General features: G+C 66.9%; 17 protein-coding genes. 11 read left to right on the plus strand and 6 right to left on the minus strand.

The window, feature by feature from the left end; all coding sequences use genetic code 11:
* Positions 1-984, plus strand: coding sequence for a 5,10-methylenetetrahydromethanopterin reductase (locus NO887_RS11430; protein WP_256418419.1), 984 nt, complete (start codon positions 1-3; stop codon positions 982-984).
* A gap of 177 nt (positions 985-1,161) precedes the next feature.
* Complete coding sequence (locus NO887_RS11435) at positions 1,162-2,832, plus strand: methyl-accepting chemotaxis protein (RefSeq protein ID WP_256418580.1); 1,671 nt, start codon at positions 1,162-1,164, stop codon at positions 2,830-2,832.
* Between the two features lie 40 nt (positions 2,833-2,872).
* On the opposite strand, the gene NO887_RS11440 is transcribed toward NO887_RS11435, so the two are convergent.
* Together NO887_RS11440 and NO887_RS11445 are read right to left on the minus strand one after the other, a co-directional pair.
* A complete protein-coding gene (locus NO887_RS11440; protein ID WP_256418420.1) occupies positions 2,873-3,298 on the minus strand; it encodes a hypothetical protein in 426 nt (141 codons plus the stop codon).
* A gap of 89 nt (positions 3,299-3,387) precedes the next feature.
* Positions 3,388-3,627: a DUF8024 family protein gene (locus NO887_RS11445; protein WP_256418421.1), complete on the minus strand. Its 240-nt coding sequence runs from the start codon at positions 3,625-3,627 to the stop codon at positions 3,388-3,390.
* A gap of 113 nt (positions 3,628-3,740) precedes the next feature.
* Here NO887_RS11445 and NO887_RS11450 point away from each other — a divergent pair, with 113 nt between their 5' ends.
* From NO887_RS11450 to NO887_RS11465, 4 genes are all read left to right on the plus strand, one after another.
* Positions 3,741-5,573, plus strand: a complete 1,833-nt coding sequence (locus tag NO887_RS11450; RefSeq protein ID WP_256418422.1) for a site-2 protease family protein — start codon at positions 3,741-3,743, stop codon at positions 5,571-5,573.
* A gap of 96 nt (positions 5,574-5,669) precedes the next feature.
* On the plus strand, positions 5,670-6,920 hold the full coding sequence (locus NO887_RS11455) for an ornithine cyclodeaminase, nickel-pincer nucleotide-dependent (RefSeq protein ID WP_256418423.1): 1,251 nt from the start codon (positions 5,670-5,672) through the stop codon (positions 6,918-6,920).
* Between the two features lie 113 nt (positions 6,921-7,033).
* The gene (locus tag NO887_RS11460) at positions 7,034-7,459 is read left to right on the plus strand and encodes a universal stress protein (RefSeq protein ID WP_256418424.1); all 426 of its coding nucleotides are present in this window, start codon (positions 7,034-7,036) and stop codon (positions 7,457-7,459) included.
* A gap of 140 nt (positions 7,460-7,599) precedes the next feature.
* Positions 7,600-8,472, plus strand: a complete 873-nt coding sequence (locus NO887_RS11465) for a sulfurtransferase (protein ID WP_256418425.1) — start codon at positions 7,600-7,602, stop codon at positions 8,470-8,472.
* A gap of 139 nt (positions 8,473-8,611) precedes the next feature.
* Here NO887_RS11465 and NO887_RS11470 read toward each other — a convergent pair whose 3' ends face one another.
* Positions 8,612-8,947: a DUF7113 family protein gene (locus NO887_RS11470; protein WP_256418426.1), complete on the minus strand. Its 336-nt coding sequence runs from the start codon at positions 8,945-8,947 to the stop codon at positions 8,612-8,614.
* A 101-nt stretch (positions 8,948-9,048) separates the two neighbouring features.
* Between NO887_RS11470 and NO887_RS11475 the strand changes: the two genes are divergently transcribed.
* Complete coding sequence (locus tag NO887_RS11475) at positions 9,049-10,974, plus strand: ATP-binding protein (RefSeq protein ID WP_256418427.1); 1,926 nt, start codon at positions 9,049-9,051, stop codon at positions 10,972-10,974.
* Positions 10,975-11,040: 66 nt separating this feature from the next.
* Positions 11,041-11,490 (plus strand): universal stress protein, encoded by a 450-nt coding sequence (locus NO887_RS11480; protein ID WP_256418428.1) that lies wholly within the window; start codon positions 11,041-11,043, stop codon positions 11,488-11,490.
* A gap of 81 nt (positions 11,491-11,571) precedes the next feature.
* On the opposite strand, the gene NO887_RS11485 is transcribed toward NO887_RS11480, so the two are convergent.
* The 3 genes from NO887_RS11485 to NO887_RS11495 all read right to left on the minus strand — a co-directional run bounded on the left by NO887_RS11485 (position 11,572) and on the right by NO887_RS11495 (position 12,924).
* On the minus strand, positions 11,572-11,859 hold the full coding sequence (locus tag NO887_RS11485) for a DUF8072 family protein (protein WP_256418429.1): 288 nt from the start codon (positions 11,857-11,859) through the stop codon (positions 11,572-11,574).
* Between the two features lie 191 nt (positions 11,860-12,050).
* The gene (locus tag NO887_RS11490) at positions 12,051-12,527 is read right to left on the minus strand and encodes a 50S ribosomal protein L11 (RefSeq protein WP_256418430.1); all 477 of its coding nucleotides are present in this window, start codon (positions 12,525-12,527) and stop codon (positions 12,051-12,053) included.
* 202 nt (positions 12,528-12,729) lie between these two features.
* The gene (locus tag NO887_RS11495; protein ID WP_004046659.1) at positions 12,730-12,924 is read right to left on the minus strand and encodes a cold-shock protein; all 195 of its coding nucleotides are present in this window, start codon (positions 12,922-12,924) and stop codon (positions 12,730-12,732) included.
* Positions 12,925-13,073: 149 nt separating this feature from the next.
* Between NO887_RS11495 and sdhC the strand changes: the two genes are divergently transcribed.
* From sdhC to NO887_RS11510, 3 genes are read left to right on the plus strand one after another with little or no spacing between them, the layout of a single operon-like run.
* Complete coding sequence (gene sdhC / locus NO887_RS11500) at positions 13,074-13,499, plus strand: succinate dehydrogenase, cytochrome b556 subunit (protein ID WP_256418431.1); 426 nt, start codon at positions 13,074-13,076, stop codon at positions 13,497-13,499.
* Between the two features lies 1 nt (position 13,500).
* Entirely contained in the window at positions 13,501-13,875 is a 375-nt protein-coding gene (locus NO887_RS11505; RefSeq protein ID WP_256418432.1) for a succinate dehydrogenase/fumarate reductase transmembrane subunit, read from the plus strand.
* A 4-nt stretch (positions 13,876-13,879) separates the two neighbouring features.
* Complete coding sequence (locus tag NO887_RS11510) at positions 13,880-14,770, plus strand: succinate dehydrogenase/fumarate reductase iron-sulfur subunit (RefSeq protein ID WP_256418433.1); 891 nt, start codon at positions 13,880-13,882, stop codon at positions 14,768-14,770.
* The last annotated feature ends 10 nt before the right edge of the window (positions 14,771-14,780 follow it).

Raw genomic sequence — 14,780 nt, forward strand, 5'->3', positions numbered from 1 at the left:
ATGCTCGGAATCGAACTCACCCCCGAACACGACCTGCACCGCCTCGTCGACCTCGGCGTCCGCGCCGAGGCGGCCGGCTACGACGCCGTCTACTCGACGTGTCACTACAACAACCGCGACCCGTGGGCGTTCCTCTCGCAGCTCGCGACCGCCACGGACTCCGTCCGACTCGGACCGGGCGTCGCCAACCCCTACGAGACTCACCCCGTCACGCTCGCCTCGCGGGTCGCCACTCTCGACGAGCTGTCGGAGGGCCGCGCCGTCTTCGGGCTCGGCCCCGGCGACCCCTCGACGCTCCGGAACCTCGGGCTCGAAGACCAGCGGGGTCTTCGACCCGTGTTAGAGGCGTTCAAGACGGCGCAGGCGCTGTGGACCGGCGAGCGCGTCGACCACGAGGGGACCTTCGACGCCAGCGAGGCCGGTCTCAACTACGAGCCGCCGCAGGGCCCGTCGATTCCGGTCCACGTGGGCGGCGAGGGGCCGCACATGTGCCGGATGGCGGCGAAACACGCCGACGGCCTGCTGTACAACGGCTCGCACCCGAAGGACCTCGCGTGGGCCCGCGAGCAGGTCGACGACGGGCTCGACGACAGACCGGATCACCGGGGGGACTTCGATCTCATCGCCTACGCCGCGGTGTCGATCGACGAGGACGAGGCGGCCGCCCGCGAGGCCGCCCGGCCGCCGGTCGCGTTCATCGCCGGCGGCGCGGCCCCGCCGGTGTTGGATCGCCACGGGATCGACGCCGACGCGGCCGCGGCCATCGGCGATCACGTTTCGGCGGGCGAGTTCTCCGCCGCCTTCGAGCGCGTGACGCCCGCGATGATCGACGCGTTCTGTCTGGCCGGCGCTCCGGATACGGTCCGCGAACGCGCCGCGGCGCTCGCCGACCACGCCGACGGGCTCGTCGTCGGGTCGCCGCTCGGTCCGGATCTGGAGGCCGCCGTCGACCTCGCCGCCGAGGCGGTCGACGGTCTCTTCTGATTCGGGTCGGGACCGCGCTCACCACCGCGGTTTCTCACCGCTCGGGAATCGAGAATCGATCCTGAGAACTTCGCCACGACATTCATTACCCGCGTTCGCGGAGGTCGCGGTATGTCGACCACACGACAGCGACGCTCGGGGCTCCGCGGGCGGTACGAGTCCGCGCTGTGGCGGACGATGGACCTCCTCGGCGTCGACGAGTCGATAGAGCGGAAGGTCGTCGCGGCGGTCGGGATCCAGTTCCTCGTCACCGTCGGGATCTTCCTCGCGCCGTTCGCGCTCTCCGGGACCGCCCTGTACGTCGTCTCCGGCGGGCTCTTCGTGGGCGCGGTCGTCGCGATCTACAACACGCTCCTCATCGTTCGGCGCGATTTCGTCGCGCCGATACGACGCCTCGAAGCCGGGGCCGACGCGATCGCGGCGGGCGACGTACACGCGCTTGAATCGGAGGCCACCGACGGCGACGGGGAGGGCCTCGCGCTCGTCGGCGGCGACCAGCCGGACGAGATCGGCAGCCTCGTGGGTTCCTTTTCGGCGGTGCAGGCGTATCTCACGACCGTCTCGGCGCAGGCGGAGGCGCTCGCCGCGCAGTCGTTCGACGACCCGGCGCTCTCCGAGGACGTGCCCGGGGCCTTCGGCGAGTCGCTCGCGCTCATGGCGACGAACCTCGAATCGTACACGACGGAGTTGGAGTCGGTCGTCGACGCCTTCGACGACGCCACCGAGCGCGCGCGGGACGGCGACCTCACGGCGACGATCGACGCCGACGGGCTGGCGACCGACGAGGACCGCTACCTCGAACTCGTCGACAACTACAACCGGCTCGTCACCACCCTCGGCGGCACCGTCGGCGAGGTCCAGTCGTTCACGGGCGACGTGGCGGCCGCGAGCGACGAGGTGCGCGCGAGCATGGACGAAGTCGACGGCGCGAGCGAGGAGGTTGCGCGCTCGGTCCAGGAAATATCAGACGGCGCGGCCGACCAGACGGCGCAGGTGGAGTCCGTCTCCGGCGAGATGAGCACCCTCTCGGCGACGGTCGAAGAGATCGCGGCGTCCGCCGACGACGCCGCGCGCACCGCCCGAAACGCCGCCGAGCGCGGACAGGCGGGCCGCGAGGAGGCGGCCGAGGCGATCGCGGAGCTGGAGACGCTCGAAGCCCGGATCGGCGAGACCGCGACGGCGGTGGACGACCTCGTGGAGCGGGTCGCCGAGATCGACGAGATCGCCGCCGTGATCGACGACATCGCCGAGGAGACCAATCTGCTCGCGCTGAACGCGAGCATCGAGGCCGCCCGGGCCGACGGCTCCGGCGACGGCTTCGCGGTCGTCGCGGACGAGGTGAAGGCGCTCGCGGAGGAGACTCGCGCCGAGGCGGCGGAGATCTCCGGACGAATCGACGAGGTACAGGAGGCGTCGGCGGGGACCGCCCGCGACGTGGACGCGATGGAGTCGCAGGTGTCGGCGTCCGTGGAGACGATAGAGGAGACGCTCCGCGAGTTCGAGGAAGTCGTCGAAGACGTGACGACCGTCGACGAGACGGTCCAGGAGATAAGCGACGCGACCGACGACCAGGCGCGCACGACGCAGGAGGTCGTCGACATGGTCGACGAGATCGCGGCCGTGAGCCGCCAGACCGCGACCGAGTCGGAGAACGTGGCCGCGGCCGCGCAAGAACAGACCGCGACCGTCTCGGAGGTGACCCGTCGCGTCCACGCGCTCTCTGATCAGTCCGACGAGCTGCGGGCGACGCTCGACGAGTTCGAGGTACCGGCGGCGACAGATGCGGACGGTGGGAGTCCGTCCGCGACCGCGCCCGCCGGATCGGCAGCCGCGGACGCCGACGACTGACATCGGGTACCGGCCGTCGCCGACGATCGCTGTCGAGTCGTCACCGTGTTGAGGAACCACCGGCAGCGGTACCAGCCCACTCGTGGAGCGCGACACCGCCGCTGATCGCCGCGATCGCGAACAGCGGCAGGAACCCCTCGAACCACCCCGACGCACGATACACGTACAGCCCGACCCCGATCAGCGCCACGCCGACGACCGGCTTGCCGATCTCGTAATACAGGGGGAGCGCGAAGACCACCGCGGCACCCAAGGCGACGATTGCGACGAACGCGAACAGTACGAACGCAAGCGCCGCGAACCCGGCCGCGTCGCCCTGGTCGGATCCGATCCGGGCGGCGGCGACGATCCCGACGATAGCGACGGCGAACGACCCGACGGTGTACGCCGCGGTCAAGCCGACGAGCAGCTTCCACGACGCCCGCCACGACCCGCTCGTGAACGCTGTCCACGCTCTCTGGAGCATCCCCTGTTGCGCATCACCGCGGCGGGTGATATAGCACGGGGCCGGAATTCACCGGAAACTCACCTGTCTGCCGGAACTCCGTATCCCGTCTACTCCGCCGGGCCGCGGCCGCCGAGCGACGGGAGCGTGACGCCGATCTCGCCGAGGAGTGCGCCCACCGCGGCGTATCCGAGCACGGCCACCGACGCGATGAGGAGCACCTGTCCGACGACGACGAGCAGCGCCGAGACCGGGTCGCCGGCACCCAAGATCAGGTCGTTCAGGAAGATGTCCACGAACCGCCCGACATCGCCGACGAGCCGAGAGACGAAGTCAACGAGCGCTATCATGGGCGGTCGTTGTGCCGCCGGGTACTTGGGTGTTGAGTTCGCGGCCGAATCTCGTCGCTCCCGGGTTACGCTAACCGAACGCCTTACACCCGACCGACACGGAACACCTCGGCATGAACACGCTGTTTTGGATCCTCACGGGGATCCTCGCGTACTCCGCGGCCATGTTGTGGCTCGACAACCGCGGGTCCCTCCCCGACTCGGTCCGTGTTTCCGGCCCGGTACTGACGCTTCGCACCCTTCGCGGGCGGATCTTCCTCGACCGGCTCGCCCGGCCGAAGCGGCTCTGGCGAGCGGTCGCGAACCTCGGGCTCGGCGGGGCGCTCGTCGCCATGGTCGGCTCGTTCGTTCTCATCATTAACTCCGCGCGCACGACGCTCGACACCGCCCAGCCGGCCGCGATCCAACAGCCGCAGAACTTCCTCATCATCCCCGGCGTCAACGAGTTCCTCCCGCTGTCGGTCGCCTTGGAGATCGTCGGTGGCCTCGCGATCGCGATGGTCGTCCACGAGGGCGCACACGGGCTCCTCTGCCGCGTCGAGGGGATCGACATCGAGTCGATGGGGCTCGTGTTCTTCGCGCTGCTGCCCGTCGGCGCGTTCGTCGAGCCGGACGAGGAGGCGACGCAGGACGCCTCCCGAGGCGCTCGCGCGCGGATGTTCGCCGCGGGCGTCACCGCCAACACGGTCGTGACGATCCTCGCGTTCGCGCTGCTTTTCGGTCCCGTGGTCGGTGCCGTCTCGCCGGCTCCCGGCTATGCCGTCGGCGAGGTGAATCCCGGATCGCCGGCCGCAGCGGCCGACATCACGCAGGGCGACCGGCTCGTCGAGGTCGCCGGGACACCGGTCGACACCGCCGACGAGTTCGAGACCGCAATCGCCGACGCTGGCGAGACAGTGACGGTGACCGCGGACGACGGCGACGGCGAGCGGACCGTCGAGGTGGATCGAGACCTCCAGATCGTCGGCACCGCCGGCGAGAATCCGCTCGGAGTCACCGTCGAGAGCGAGCCGCTTTCGGTCGACTCGGTGAACGGACAGTCGGTGGCGACCGAGCGCGAGTTCGTCGAGGCGGTCGGCGACGCAGAGCGCGCGACGGTGACGGTTTCCGGCGACGACGAGAACGGCTCCGTGACCGCCGAGATCCCCGTCGGCGCGTACGCTCTCGGTGTGCAACCGGACGGTCCCCTCGACGCGGCGGGCGCGACCGCCGGCGAGCCCCTGACGATCGTCTCCATCGACGGCGAACGAATCCACGACGACCGCGCGCTCTCGGCGGTGCTCTCGGAGCGCGACGCCGGTTCGACCGTCGAGGTCGTCGCGTACGACGCCGACCGCGAGCGCGAACCGTACGATGTCGAACTCGATCCCCATCCGAACCGCGAGGGGGGCTTCGTCGGCGTCTCGGTGTTCCCGGGCGCGAGCGGACTCGCGCTCGACGACTTCGGCGTCTCCGAGTACCCGGCGGGCGCGTACCTCGAACTGCTCGGCGGCGACGGCGGCGAGGCCGGATCCGACGGCGTCCCCATCGGCGCGCTGGGCAGCTCGCCACTCGGGCTCGCGTTCGTCGCGCTGCTGCTCCCGCTCGGGAGCCTGTTCGGACTCCCGTACAACTTCGCCGGCTTCACCGGCCACGTGACCAACTTCTACGTCGTCGACGGGGCGTTCGCGGTCCTCGGCGGCGGAACGTTCCTGCTCGCGAACCTGCTGTTCTGGACCGGCTGGATCAACGTCCAGCTCGCGCTGTTCAACTGCCTGCCGGCGTTCCCCCTCGACGGCGGCCGGATCCTCCGGATGGTCGCCGAGGCTGTCGTCAGCCGGACACCCGTCTCGAACCGCCACGCCGCGGTTCGAACGATCACGGTCTCCTCGGGGCTGGTGATGCTCGCCGGACTGGTGGCGATGATCTTCGGCAACCAGATCCTCACGGCGCTCGGGTTGGCCTGAGGGGGGCGCGGTTCCGGCGCGCGTCGCAGCCGGCGGCGACACCACCGCTAGCTCCGACGGGGAAACCGGTTTCTCTCCGGGGCGAAACGAGAGAGTATGACTCACTCGCGAACCGTCGAACTGGAGGGCCACATCATCGACAGTGGAACGCTCCAGCGCTGCTTCGGCGCGGTGATGGATCTCGGCGGCTCCTTCGACGTCGAGCGGTTCGACGTGGGAAAACACGAGACGGAGGAGTCGTACTGCCGGCTGACCGTCACGGCCGACGACGCCGAGACGCTGCGGGCCATCCTCCACGAACTGCACCAGAACGGTGCGGTCCTCGAAGATCCGAGCGATGTCGAACTCGTCGCCGCACCTGCCGACAGGGTCGTCCCGCCGAACTTCTACTCCACGACGAACCACCCGACTGAGGTGCTGTACGACGGCGAGTGGATCGAGGTCGAACGCATCGAGATGGACTGCGCGCTGGTCGTCGACCCCGGCGGCGGCTCCGACGATCGACCGCGCGCGTACACGAAGGTGCTCAACGCGGTCGAGGCGGGCGACCTCGTCGCGACCGACCAGTCCGGAATTCGCGTTCGACCGCCCGAACGACCGCGAAGCGGCGGCGGCGCGTTCGGGTTCATGCAGGGCGGCGTCTCCGCCGAACGCCCCTCGCAGTCCACGATCCGGGAGGTCGCGGCGGAACTGCGGGAGGTGAGCGAGACCGGCGGAAACGTGATGGTCGTCGCCGGACCGGCGGTCATCCACTCGGGCGCGGGCGACGCGCTCGCAGACCTCGTCGAGGCCGGCCACGTCGACGCGCTCTCGGCCGGCAACGGCTTCGCCACGCACGACCTGGAGCGGTCGCTGTACGGCACCTCGCTCGGGATGGACGTCGAGACGCTCGAACACCCCCGGAAGGGACACAAACACCACATCTGGACGATCTCCGAGATCATCCGCGCCGGCGGTATCGAGGCCGCCGTCGACGAGGGGATCGTCACGGACGGCGTGATGTACCAGTGCGTCGAGAACGACGTCGACGTGGTTCTCGCGGGCTCGATCCGCGACGACGGGCCGCTCCCGGACACGATCACCGACGCGATCGAGGCGCAGGACGCCATCCGCGACCAGGCCCACGAGGCCGACATCGTGCTCATGCTCGCCACCCTCCTGCACTCCGTCGCTGTCGGGAACTGCCTCCCGTCGACGACCAAGACCGTCTGCGTCGACATTAACCCCGCGACCGTCACGCAGCTCCTCGACCGGGGCTCGGCGCAGGCGGTCGGGATGGTAACCGACATCGGAACGTTCGTCCCGGCCCTCACGGAGTTCGTGCTGGAGGGCGCGGAAGACGCCTGAGCGTCGCTCGCCGCGCTCGGGTCACCGTCGACGCTTCGAGATCCACCCACGGAGTCCCCGCGGCGCGAGAACGCTCGACAGGTGTTATGTGGTCCCCGGATCTACCTTCTCGCATGAGCTATCTAGTCGCGACCGACGGATCGACGGAGAGCGACGAGGCCGTCAGATACGCGGCCCGGCAGGCGGTCGCGTTCTACGAGACGTTAGAGATCGTCCACGTGTTGACGCCGGAGTCGGAGCTCGTCGACGGGACGATCGTCCTCCCCGGCGAGGAGGCGGCCGTCGAGTCCGGAGAAGCCGTTCTCGACACCGCCCGATCGATCGCGGCGGAGGCCGTCGGCGACGAATCGATCGACATCGAGACGCAACTGCTCACCGGACGGCCGGCAACCGCGCTCACCGAGTACGCCGACGAAAACCCGGTCGAGGCGATCTACGTCGGTCACCGGGGCCTCACAGAGGAGCGCGAGCAGGTCGTCGGCAGCGTCGCAAAAAGCGTCGTCGACAAGGCTGATGTTCCCGTGACGGTGATTCGATAGCAATCTCCGACGAAACTGGCCGTAGAGGTCTTGAAATGTACTTCATTGGGACATACAGCGCCGAGAAAGTGCGTCACAGCCGGCGGCAACGACCGCCATGACCGGTCGTTCAAAGGTCGTGGAGTCTGTAGGATAAGTCGATGACAGAGGACGCACTCGTTACGGCGGACTGGGTAGAAGACAACCTGGACGCGTTCCAGGACGACGACTCGGACCTCCGACTGGCCGAGATCAACAACCCGACAGTCACGGACGACTCGGACTATACCCCCTACGAAGAGGGACACATCCCCGGCGCGATCAACTTCCCGTGGGACGAGGTCTTCACCGACCCGACCGAGCGCGACATCGTCTCGAAGGAGAACTTCGCCGAGCGAAACGGCGAGGCCGGCATCGACGCCGACACGACAGTCGTCGTGTACGGCGGCGGCCGCGTTCCGAACTGGTTCGCGCTGTTCGGCTACTGGATCTACAAGTACTACGGTCACGAGGACGTACGCGTGATCGACGGCGGGAAGGGCTACTGGGTCGACAACGATTACCCCCTCTCGACCGAGGAACCCGACTTCACGCCGCGCGACTACGAGGCTCGCGGTCCCTTCGAGAGCGTCCGCGCGTACAAAGACGACATCGACAACGCGATCGAAGACGGACTCCCGATGGTCGACGTTCGCTCGCCTGAGGAGTTCTCCGGCGAAGTCATCGCGCCCGAGGGCCTCATGGAGACGGCCCAGCGTGGCGGTCACATCCCCGGTGCCAGCAGCGTTCCCATCGGCACCACCCTGAACGAGGACGGCACGTTCAAGAGCGCCGACGAACTGCGCGAGCTGTACGCTGACGCCGGCGTCGACGGGAACGAGTCGACGATCACCTACTGCCGCGTCGGCGAGCGCTCGTCGATCGAGTGGTTCCTCCTGAGCGAACTGCTCGGCTACGACGACGTTCGAAACTACGACGGTTCGTGGACCGAGTGGGGCAACCTCGTCGGCGCGCCGATCGAGACGGGCGAGTAACCCCGATCCGATCGCGTACCGTTCGGTACGCGACTCGCTTCACCGACACAATTTTTCGCGCTCGTCGATCTCGAAGCGCCTGCGATCCTCATGTGAACAGCCGAGCGGGGCGAGGTCGATCGATGACCGCGCGTTGCTCTCAGGCCGGATCGGCTTTCGTCACTTCGACCGTGACGGTTTCGGGATCGACGCCGATCCGGGCGAACTGCGTCCTGACATGGTCTTTCGCGGCGTCGATCGCCGCGGACTTGGTGTCGAACCCGCGCGGCATCGGTTCCTCGAAGGCGACGCGGATCTCCTCGCCGTCGACGCGCAGCGCTGACCCGCCGCTTTCGACCTGATAAAAGGAGTCACACACCCAGACGTACGGTGCGTCCTCGTCGGGGGCCCCTTTGTAGGTAGGCGGATCCTCGCCGCGCTCGAACACCGTCCCGGTGAGATCGGTCCCACCACCGCTGCCGCGAACGAGTATCATGTCATCGATACGGTCCCAACACTGAAAAGGAGTCCGCGGCTCGAGGCCGCGGCAGCGCTGGCAGGGGAAACGCTTTCGGTGTGGACGGCGGTGGATATCACATGACGCTGGAGGATTTTACCGAGTTCGGCGAAGACGCCGCGGATGCCGACGATTTCGACGATGCCGACGGGTCGGTGTCCTCGGACCGCGACGACACCGACTCGTCGGCAGGCGTCGGCGACACCGCTGTCGACCCGAACGCAGAGGCTGCCGACTCGAACGTGGAGACCGCCGCCGACCCGGATCTCGACACCGACACGACTTCCGACGCGGACACCGAGTCGTTCGCGGCCTACGACGTGGAGCCCGCCGGCGACGACAGGGGGCTCGGCGTCGTCTCCGTCTCGCAGGGCCTGCGAGTCGCCGAGGAAGCCGACGAAACGACGCTGAAGGCGTTCGTTACGACGGGGAACCGAGAGGCCGTCAGGCTCGGGACGTATCTGTTGGTCCCGTATCCTGACGGCGAGCGTCTCTTTTGCCGGATCACGGGATTGGAGTACGCTCAAGAGTTTCAGTCGGACGACGCCACGGAGATCCACGCCCGGCGGCAGATGCGTCGGGACGACTTCGCCGAGCGCGACTACAAGTTCATGGCCGAACTGGAGCCGATGTCGGTGATATACGGCGACGGCGACGACATGAAACGTCGGATGACGGACCGGGTGCCGAAGCCGGGCGCGGTCGTCGAGGAGGCGGCTGACGACGCCGAGATCAAGACGGGGCTCAAGATTCCCGACGAGGGCGTCTTCCTCGGGCATCTCTCCGTGGGCGGCGAGAAAGTACGGACCGCCGCCCAACCGCCCACGGTCGACTACCGGGTAAAAGACGACTACGCCGACGGCGATCCGCTCGCGTTCCGGCACACCCTCGTCGCCGGCGGCACCGGGTCCGGGAAGACCCACGCGTCGAAGAACGTCCTCCGCCAGTACCTCGACGACGACCGAACCTACCCGACCGGTGACGGTCGGGAGTCGCGGATGGCGGTCGTCCAGTTCGACCCGCAAGACGAGTACGCGCAGATGCACGACGACAACCCCGCGATCGACGCCGACACCGCGCGACGGTTGGAGCGCGAGGGGATCGCTCACGGCGGCCACGACGACACCGTCGCGCTGGTGCCGCGCGTCGCGAACGCGGCGTATCCGGGCGAGGGTCACCGCGCGGAGCGCGTCGAGTTCACGATCCCCTTCTCGCTCGCGCGCGACATGCCGTGGCTCGTCGCCGGCTCCGGGCTCAACGAGAACCAGTATCCGGCGCTTTTGACCCTCCTGAACCGCTTCTTCCGCGACTACGGCGACTCGGGAACCTACAGTCAGTTTCTCTCGTACCTCGACGACCCGGCGCTCAAAGAGGAACTCGACGAGAGCGGGAGAGTCCACGAGGCGACGTTTGACGCCGTGAAACGCCGCGTTCGGGGGGTTCCCGGCGGTGTGTTCGACCAAGACGCGAAGCCGATCACGGAGCTTGACCACACGCTCGTCCGGCCCGGCGGGCTCTCCGTGATCCCGACCTACCACCTGCCCACGTCGCGACAGAAGGAGATCGTCGTGCTCGCGGTCGCGGGGCTGCTCGTCGACGACAAGCTCTCGAACGACCCCGAAAGCGACCGGATCGAAGAGACGCCGCTACTCATCGGAATGGACGAGGCCCACAACTTCCTCTCCGACGCCGACAACGTGCAGGCCCGGAAGGTCGTCCAGAAGTTCACCGAAGCGGCGAAGCAGGGCCGAAAGGAGCGGCTCGGCCTCTTCTTGATCACTCAGGATCCGCAGGACATCGCCGAGCCGGTGTTCAAACAGGTGAACACGAAGGTCGTCTTGAACCTCGGCGACGAGGACGCCATACAGAGCGTGAACATCCCCTCGAACCTCGCCGGGAAGGTCCCGTACATGGAGAAGGGACAGATGGTCGTCTACTCGCCGGACAACTCCGAACCCGTGGAGCTGATCGGCCTCGCGACGTGTGTGACTCGTCACGGGAGCTAGCCGGAAGCTAGTCGAGGGTGTGGCCCGCCACGGGACCTTTTTCAGGCAACCGGCCGAACCGCCGGTATGGCCAAGCGCATCCTCGTGGCGATCGACGGATCGGCGGAGGCGGTCGAGGCACTGTCGTTCGCGGCGACGGAGTGGCCGGACGCCGACCTGACGGCACTCCACGTTATCAATCCCGCAGATTCGACGACCGGCGCGGAGGGCGGATTCCCCGGCGCGGTCGACCAGTGGTACGACAGCGCCAAGCAGCGCGGCGAGCGAATCTTACGCGAGGCGACCGATGCCGTCGACCGCGAGGTCGACACCAGACTGGAGGTCGGCAGACCGACGGGGACTATCCTCGCCGTCGCCAACGGCGAACAGGCGATCGGCGACGACGAGGAGCCAGCGCCGTTCGACCACGTCGTGCTCGCGAGTCAGGGCCGGACCGGCCTCTCGCGGGTACTCCTCGGGAGCGTCGCCGAGGGCGTCGTCCGACGTTCGGAGGTGCCGGTCACGGTCGTGCGCTGACGGCTCGTGCGGTCACTCACGTAGTGATCCTCGGGTCGCCTGCGCTCGCTCCGTTTCTCGCCCCGCTCAGTCTCCCCGTACTCACTCTTCGGCTCGTTCGGCGGCGACGACTTCACCGACCATCGTCCAGCCGTCGTCGTCGGGACCGGATCGGCCAAGCAGGATCCGCTCGTAGTCGTCGGAAGATATCAGGCGGAAGTCGGCGTCCGCGTCCTCGTCCGTCCGCGCGCCCTCGCCGCGGAACTCTCTCTGGAAGAACTCTGTTGAGGTGAACTCGAAGACGCCAACCTCGCCGTCGTCGAACTCCAGCCGCACTAGGCGCGGCTGAACGTTGTGAATCCGCTTCGCGACGGGATTGAGGTCGGGCATGTCATCGACTCAGCGCGTGTCGGATAAAAATCCGATGGCGACCACGAGTCGGAATATCGTGGCACGGAAGCGCCCTCGTGTGGAAGTGACGCTGCACAGCGATACCCTCACTCGGAGGCAACGCTGCGCGCGGAGAAGACACTACGCCGAGACACATCAATACCGCCGGGAGAAACCGCGGAGGACCGAAGTTAGGCGGCGAGAACGTCGTCGTACTCGCCGGCGTCGACGCGGTCGTCGAACGTCCGGGCGTCCTCGCCCTCGATCGTGACACCGAGGGAGGCGCAGGTTCCGCCGACTTCCTTGGCGGCGTTTTTCGTGTCGTACGCGAGCAGGTCGCTCGACTTCTGCTCTGCGACTTTCTTCACCTGTTCGACCGACATGTCCGCGACGAAGTCCTTCTGGGGCTCACCGGAGCCGGTCTCGAAGCCCGCTTCGTCTTTGACGAGCTCCGCAGTCGGCGGGACGCCGACCTCGATCGTGAACGAGCCGTCGTCGTCGTACTCGATCGTGACGGGGACTTCCATCCCGTCGAACGCAGCGGTCTCCTCGTTGATCTGGGACACGACATCCTGTACGTCCACCGGCGTCGGTCCGAGCTCGGGACCGAGCGGCGGGCCGGGATTGGCCTGCCCGCCGGGGACGAGCGCTTCGATAGTTCCAGCCATGTCCGTACGAACCCGGTGACGACTTTTAACGGTTGTTCTTTCGGGCAGCGGGCGATAGCGGTTCGCACACGCCGTTCGTCCAGTCGGTCGTCGGTTTGTTTTCGGCACACTCCGCTCTCCGATCCGGACGCGGCCAGCTGTCGCTATGGGAAGTAGAACAGTCGAAAAGCCGATACAACCTATCGAACGCCGCTGTCAGCGGTTACAGACGGGTGACGTTCGTCGCGCGCGGACCCTTGTCCGCTTCCTCGATGTCGAACTCGACTTCCTGACCCTCTTCGAGGTCCGGGCCGCCGACGTCCTCCATGTGGAAGAACACGTCTTCGTCTGCGTCGTCAGTCTCGATAAATCCGTAGCCGCCAGTGTCGTTGAAGAAGTCAACTTCGCCTTTCGCCATTGCGTCTGTACAGGCGGGCGGACCACATAAAAGCCTTCCGTGAGCACTGCCAGCGTGCGAGTCGTAACCACGAGAGGGATCCGCACGAAAAACGCCGGAGTCCGCCGTGTTAGTAACTACTATACGACCCCGGTTCAGAACCGTTAGGTATGAGTCAGTCGTACAATCGAGGCCTCATCGAGGACTTCAGCCGCTGGCGGGAGTTCGAGGCCGGAATGTGGGCGTGGATTTTTCACAAGTTCACGGGGTGGGTGCTCATCGGCTACCTGTTCACCCACATCGCCGTGTTGAGTACCGGAATCCCGGCGGCAGGCGCGAGCGAGGCCGTGCTAATGGCGGGCGAAGACGTGTACACTCAGACGATCGTCAGTTTGGAGGGGCTGCTCTTGGTGCGGATCCTCGAAGTCGGTCTCCTCGCGGTCGCCGTCTTTCACATGCTCAACGGCGCGCGGCTCCTCCTCGTCGATCTGGGCGTCGGGCTCGACGCGCAGGACAAGAGCTTCTACGCGTCGCTGCTCTTGACGGGGGCGATCACGGTCGCGTCGGTGCCGACGTTCATCGGGGGTGCGTTCTGAGATGGCCGAGCGCTACTCCTCGTTCCAGTCCGGCAGCCGGATGTGGCTTCTCCAGCGCGTCACGGCGGCGTTCCTGCTCGTGGTGTTGGCGTTCCACTTCTTCCTGCTCCACTTTGTCCACCACGCCGACGAGGTCTCGTTCCTCGCGAGTTCGGCGCGGATGGAGACGCTGAGCTACTACTCGCTGATGATCCTGTTCCTCGTGACGGCGACGTTCCACGGCGTCAACGGCGTGTACAACGCGCTCGTCAATCAGGGGTTGACCGGTACCAAACGGACGGTCATCAAGTGGACGCTCGTCGCCGCGAGCGCCGTGCTGGTGTTCCAGGGGATTCGAACCGCGAACGCGTGGGCGGGCGGCTTCCCGCTCTTGTAAGACAATGAGTACGCAGATACCACAACAGACCGAGGAATCGAGTGAGACGGAGACAGAGCCCGAGGCCGCCTCGAAGGGCGACGAGCGACGCGCGGAAAAACGTCGCCGGGCGGCCGAGGAGCGCGAACGCAAACAGGCCGAGGAGGCCGAAAAGGCGGCAGCGGACGACGAAACTATCGAGCTGAAGGTGTTCCGGTACGACCCCGAAGTGGAGGGCAAACAGGAGCCGCGGTTCGACACGTTCCACGTCCCGTTTACGAAGGGGATGACCGTCCTCGACGCGCTTATGTACTCGCGGGACACGTACGACTCTTCGCTCACTTTCCGGCACTCCTGCCGGCAAGCCGTCTGCGGCTCCGACGCGATGTTCGTCAACGGCGGACAGAAGCTCGCGTGCAAGACCCAGATCGCCGACCTCGAACAGCCGATTCGCGTCGAGCCGCTCCCACATGCGGACGTTCGAAAGGATCTGGTCGTCGACATGGAGCACTTCTACGAGCAGATGGAGGCGGTCGAGCCGTACTTCCAGACGAACGAGTACCCCGACGGCGAACTCGAAGAACAGCGGCAGACGCGGGAGAACCGCGAGAAGGTGAAGATGTCCACGCGCTGTATCTGGTGTAGCGCGTGTATGTCCTCGTGTAACATCGCTGCGGGCGACAACGAGTACCTCGGTCCCGCCGCGATCAACAAGGCGTACCGGTTCGCCATGGACGAGCGCGAGGGAGAAGAGATCAAACAGAAGCGGTTGGAGATAATTGAGCAGGAACACGGCGTCTGGCGGTGTCAGACGCAGTTCTCCTGTACGGAGGTCTGTCCCAAGGACATCCCGCTGACCGAGCATATTCAGGAACTGAAGCGCGAGGCGGTCAAGAACAATCTGAAGTTCTGGTAACACTGAGAGA

The sequence above is a fragment of the Halorubrum laminariae genome (assembly GCF_024494655.1).
In the GTDB taxonomy this organism is placed as follows: domain Archaea; phylum Halobacteriota; class Halobacteria; order Halobacteriales; family Haloferacaceae; genus Halorubrum; species Halorubrum laminariae.

Coding starts and splice junctions, on each gene's coding strand:
- NO887_RS11490 (WP_256418430.1), bottom strand. CDS start 12,527: ATGGCTGGAACTATCGAAGCGCTCGTCCCCGGCGGGCAGGCCAATCCC.
- NO887_RS11440 (WP_256418420.1), bottom strand. CDS start 3,298: ATGCTCCAGAGAGCGTGGACAGCGTTCACGAGCGGGTCGTGGCGGGCG.
- NO887_RS11455 (WP_256418423.1), top strand. CDS start 5,670: ATGACTCACTCGCGAACCGTCGAACTGGAGGGCCACATCATCGACAGT.
- NO887_RS11505 (WP_256418432.1), top strand. CDS start 13,501: ATGGCCGAGCGCTACTCCTCGTTCCAGTCCGGCAGCCGGATGTGGCTT.
- NO887_RS11435 (WP_256418580.1), top strand. CDS start 1,162: ATGGACCTCCTCGGCGTCGACGAGTCGATAGAGCGGAAGGTCGTCGCG.
- NO887_RS11430 (WP_256418419.1), top strand. CDS start 1: ATGCTCGGAATCGAACTCACCCCCGAACACGACCTGCACCGCCTCGTC.
- sdhC (WP_256418431.1), top strand. CDS start 13,074: ATGAGTCAGTCGTACAATCGAGGCCTCATCGAGGACTTCAGCCGCTGG.
- NO887_RS11475 (WP_256418427.1), top strand. CDS start 9,049: ATGACGCTGGAGGATTTTACCGAGTTCGGCGAAGACGCCGCGGATGCC.
- NO887_RS11495 (WP_004046659.1), bottom strand. CDS start 12,924: ATGGCGAAAGGCGAAGTTGACTTCTTCAACGACACTGGCGGCTACGGA.
- NO887_RS11480 (WP_256418428.1), top strand. CDS start 11,041: ATGGCCAAGCGCATCCTCGTGGCGATCGACGGATCGGCGGAGGCGGTC.
- NO887_RS11485 (WP_256418429.1), bottom strand. CDS start 11,859: ATGCCCGACCTCAATCCCGTCGCGAAGCGGATTCACAACGTTCAGCCG.
- NO887_RS11465 (WP_256418425.1), top strand. CDS start 7,600: ATGACAGAGGACGCACTCGTTACGGCGGACTGGGTAGAAGACAACCTG.
- NO887_RS11450 (WP_256418422.1), top strand. CDS start 3,741: ATGAACACGCTGTTTTGGATCCTCACGGGGATCCTCGCGTACTCCGCG.
- NO887_RS11510 (WP_256418433.1), top strand. CDS start 13,880: ATGAGTACGCAGATACCACAACAGACCGAGGAATCGAGTGAGACGGAG.
- NO887_RS11470 (WP_256418426.1), bottom strand. CDS start 8,947: ATGATACTCGTTCGCGGCAGCGGTGGTGGGACCGATCTCACCGGGACG.
- NO887_RS11460 (WP_256418424.1), top strand. CDS start 7,034: ATGAGCTATCTAGTCGCGACCGACGGATCGACGGAGAGCGACGAGGCC.
- NO887_RS11445 (WP_256418421.1), bottom strand. CDS start 3,627: ATGATAGCGCTCGTTGACTTCGTCTCTCGGCTCGTCGGCGATGTCGGG.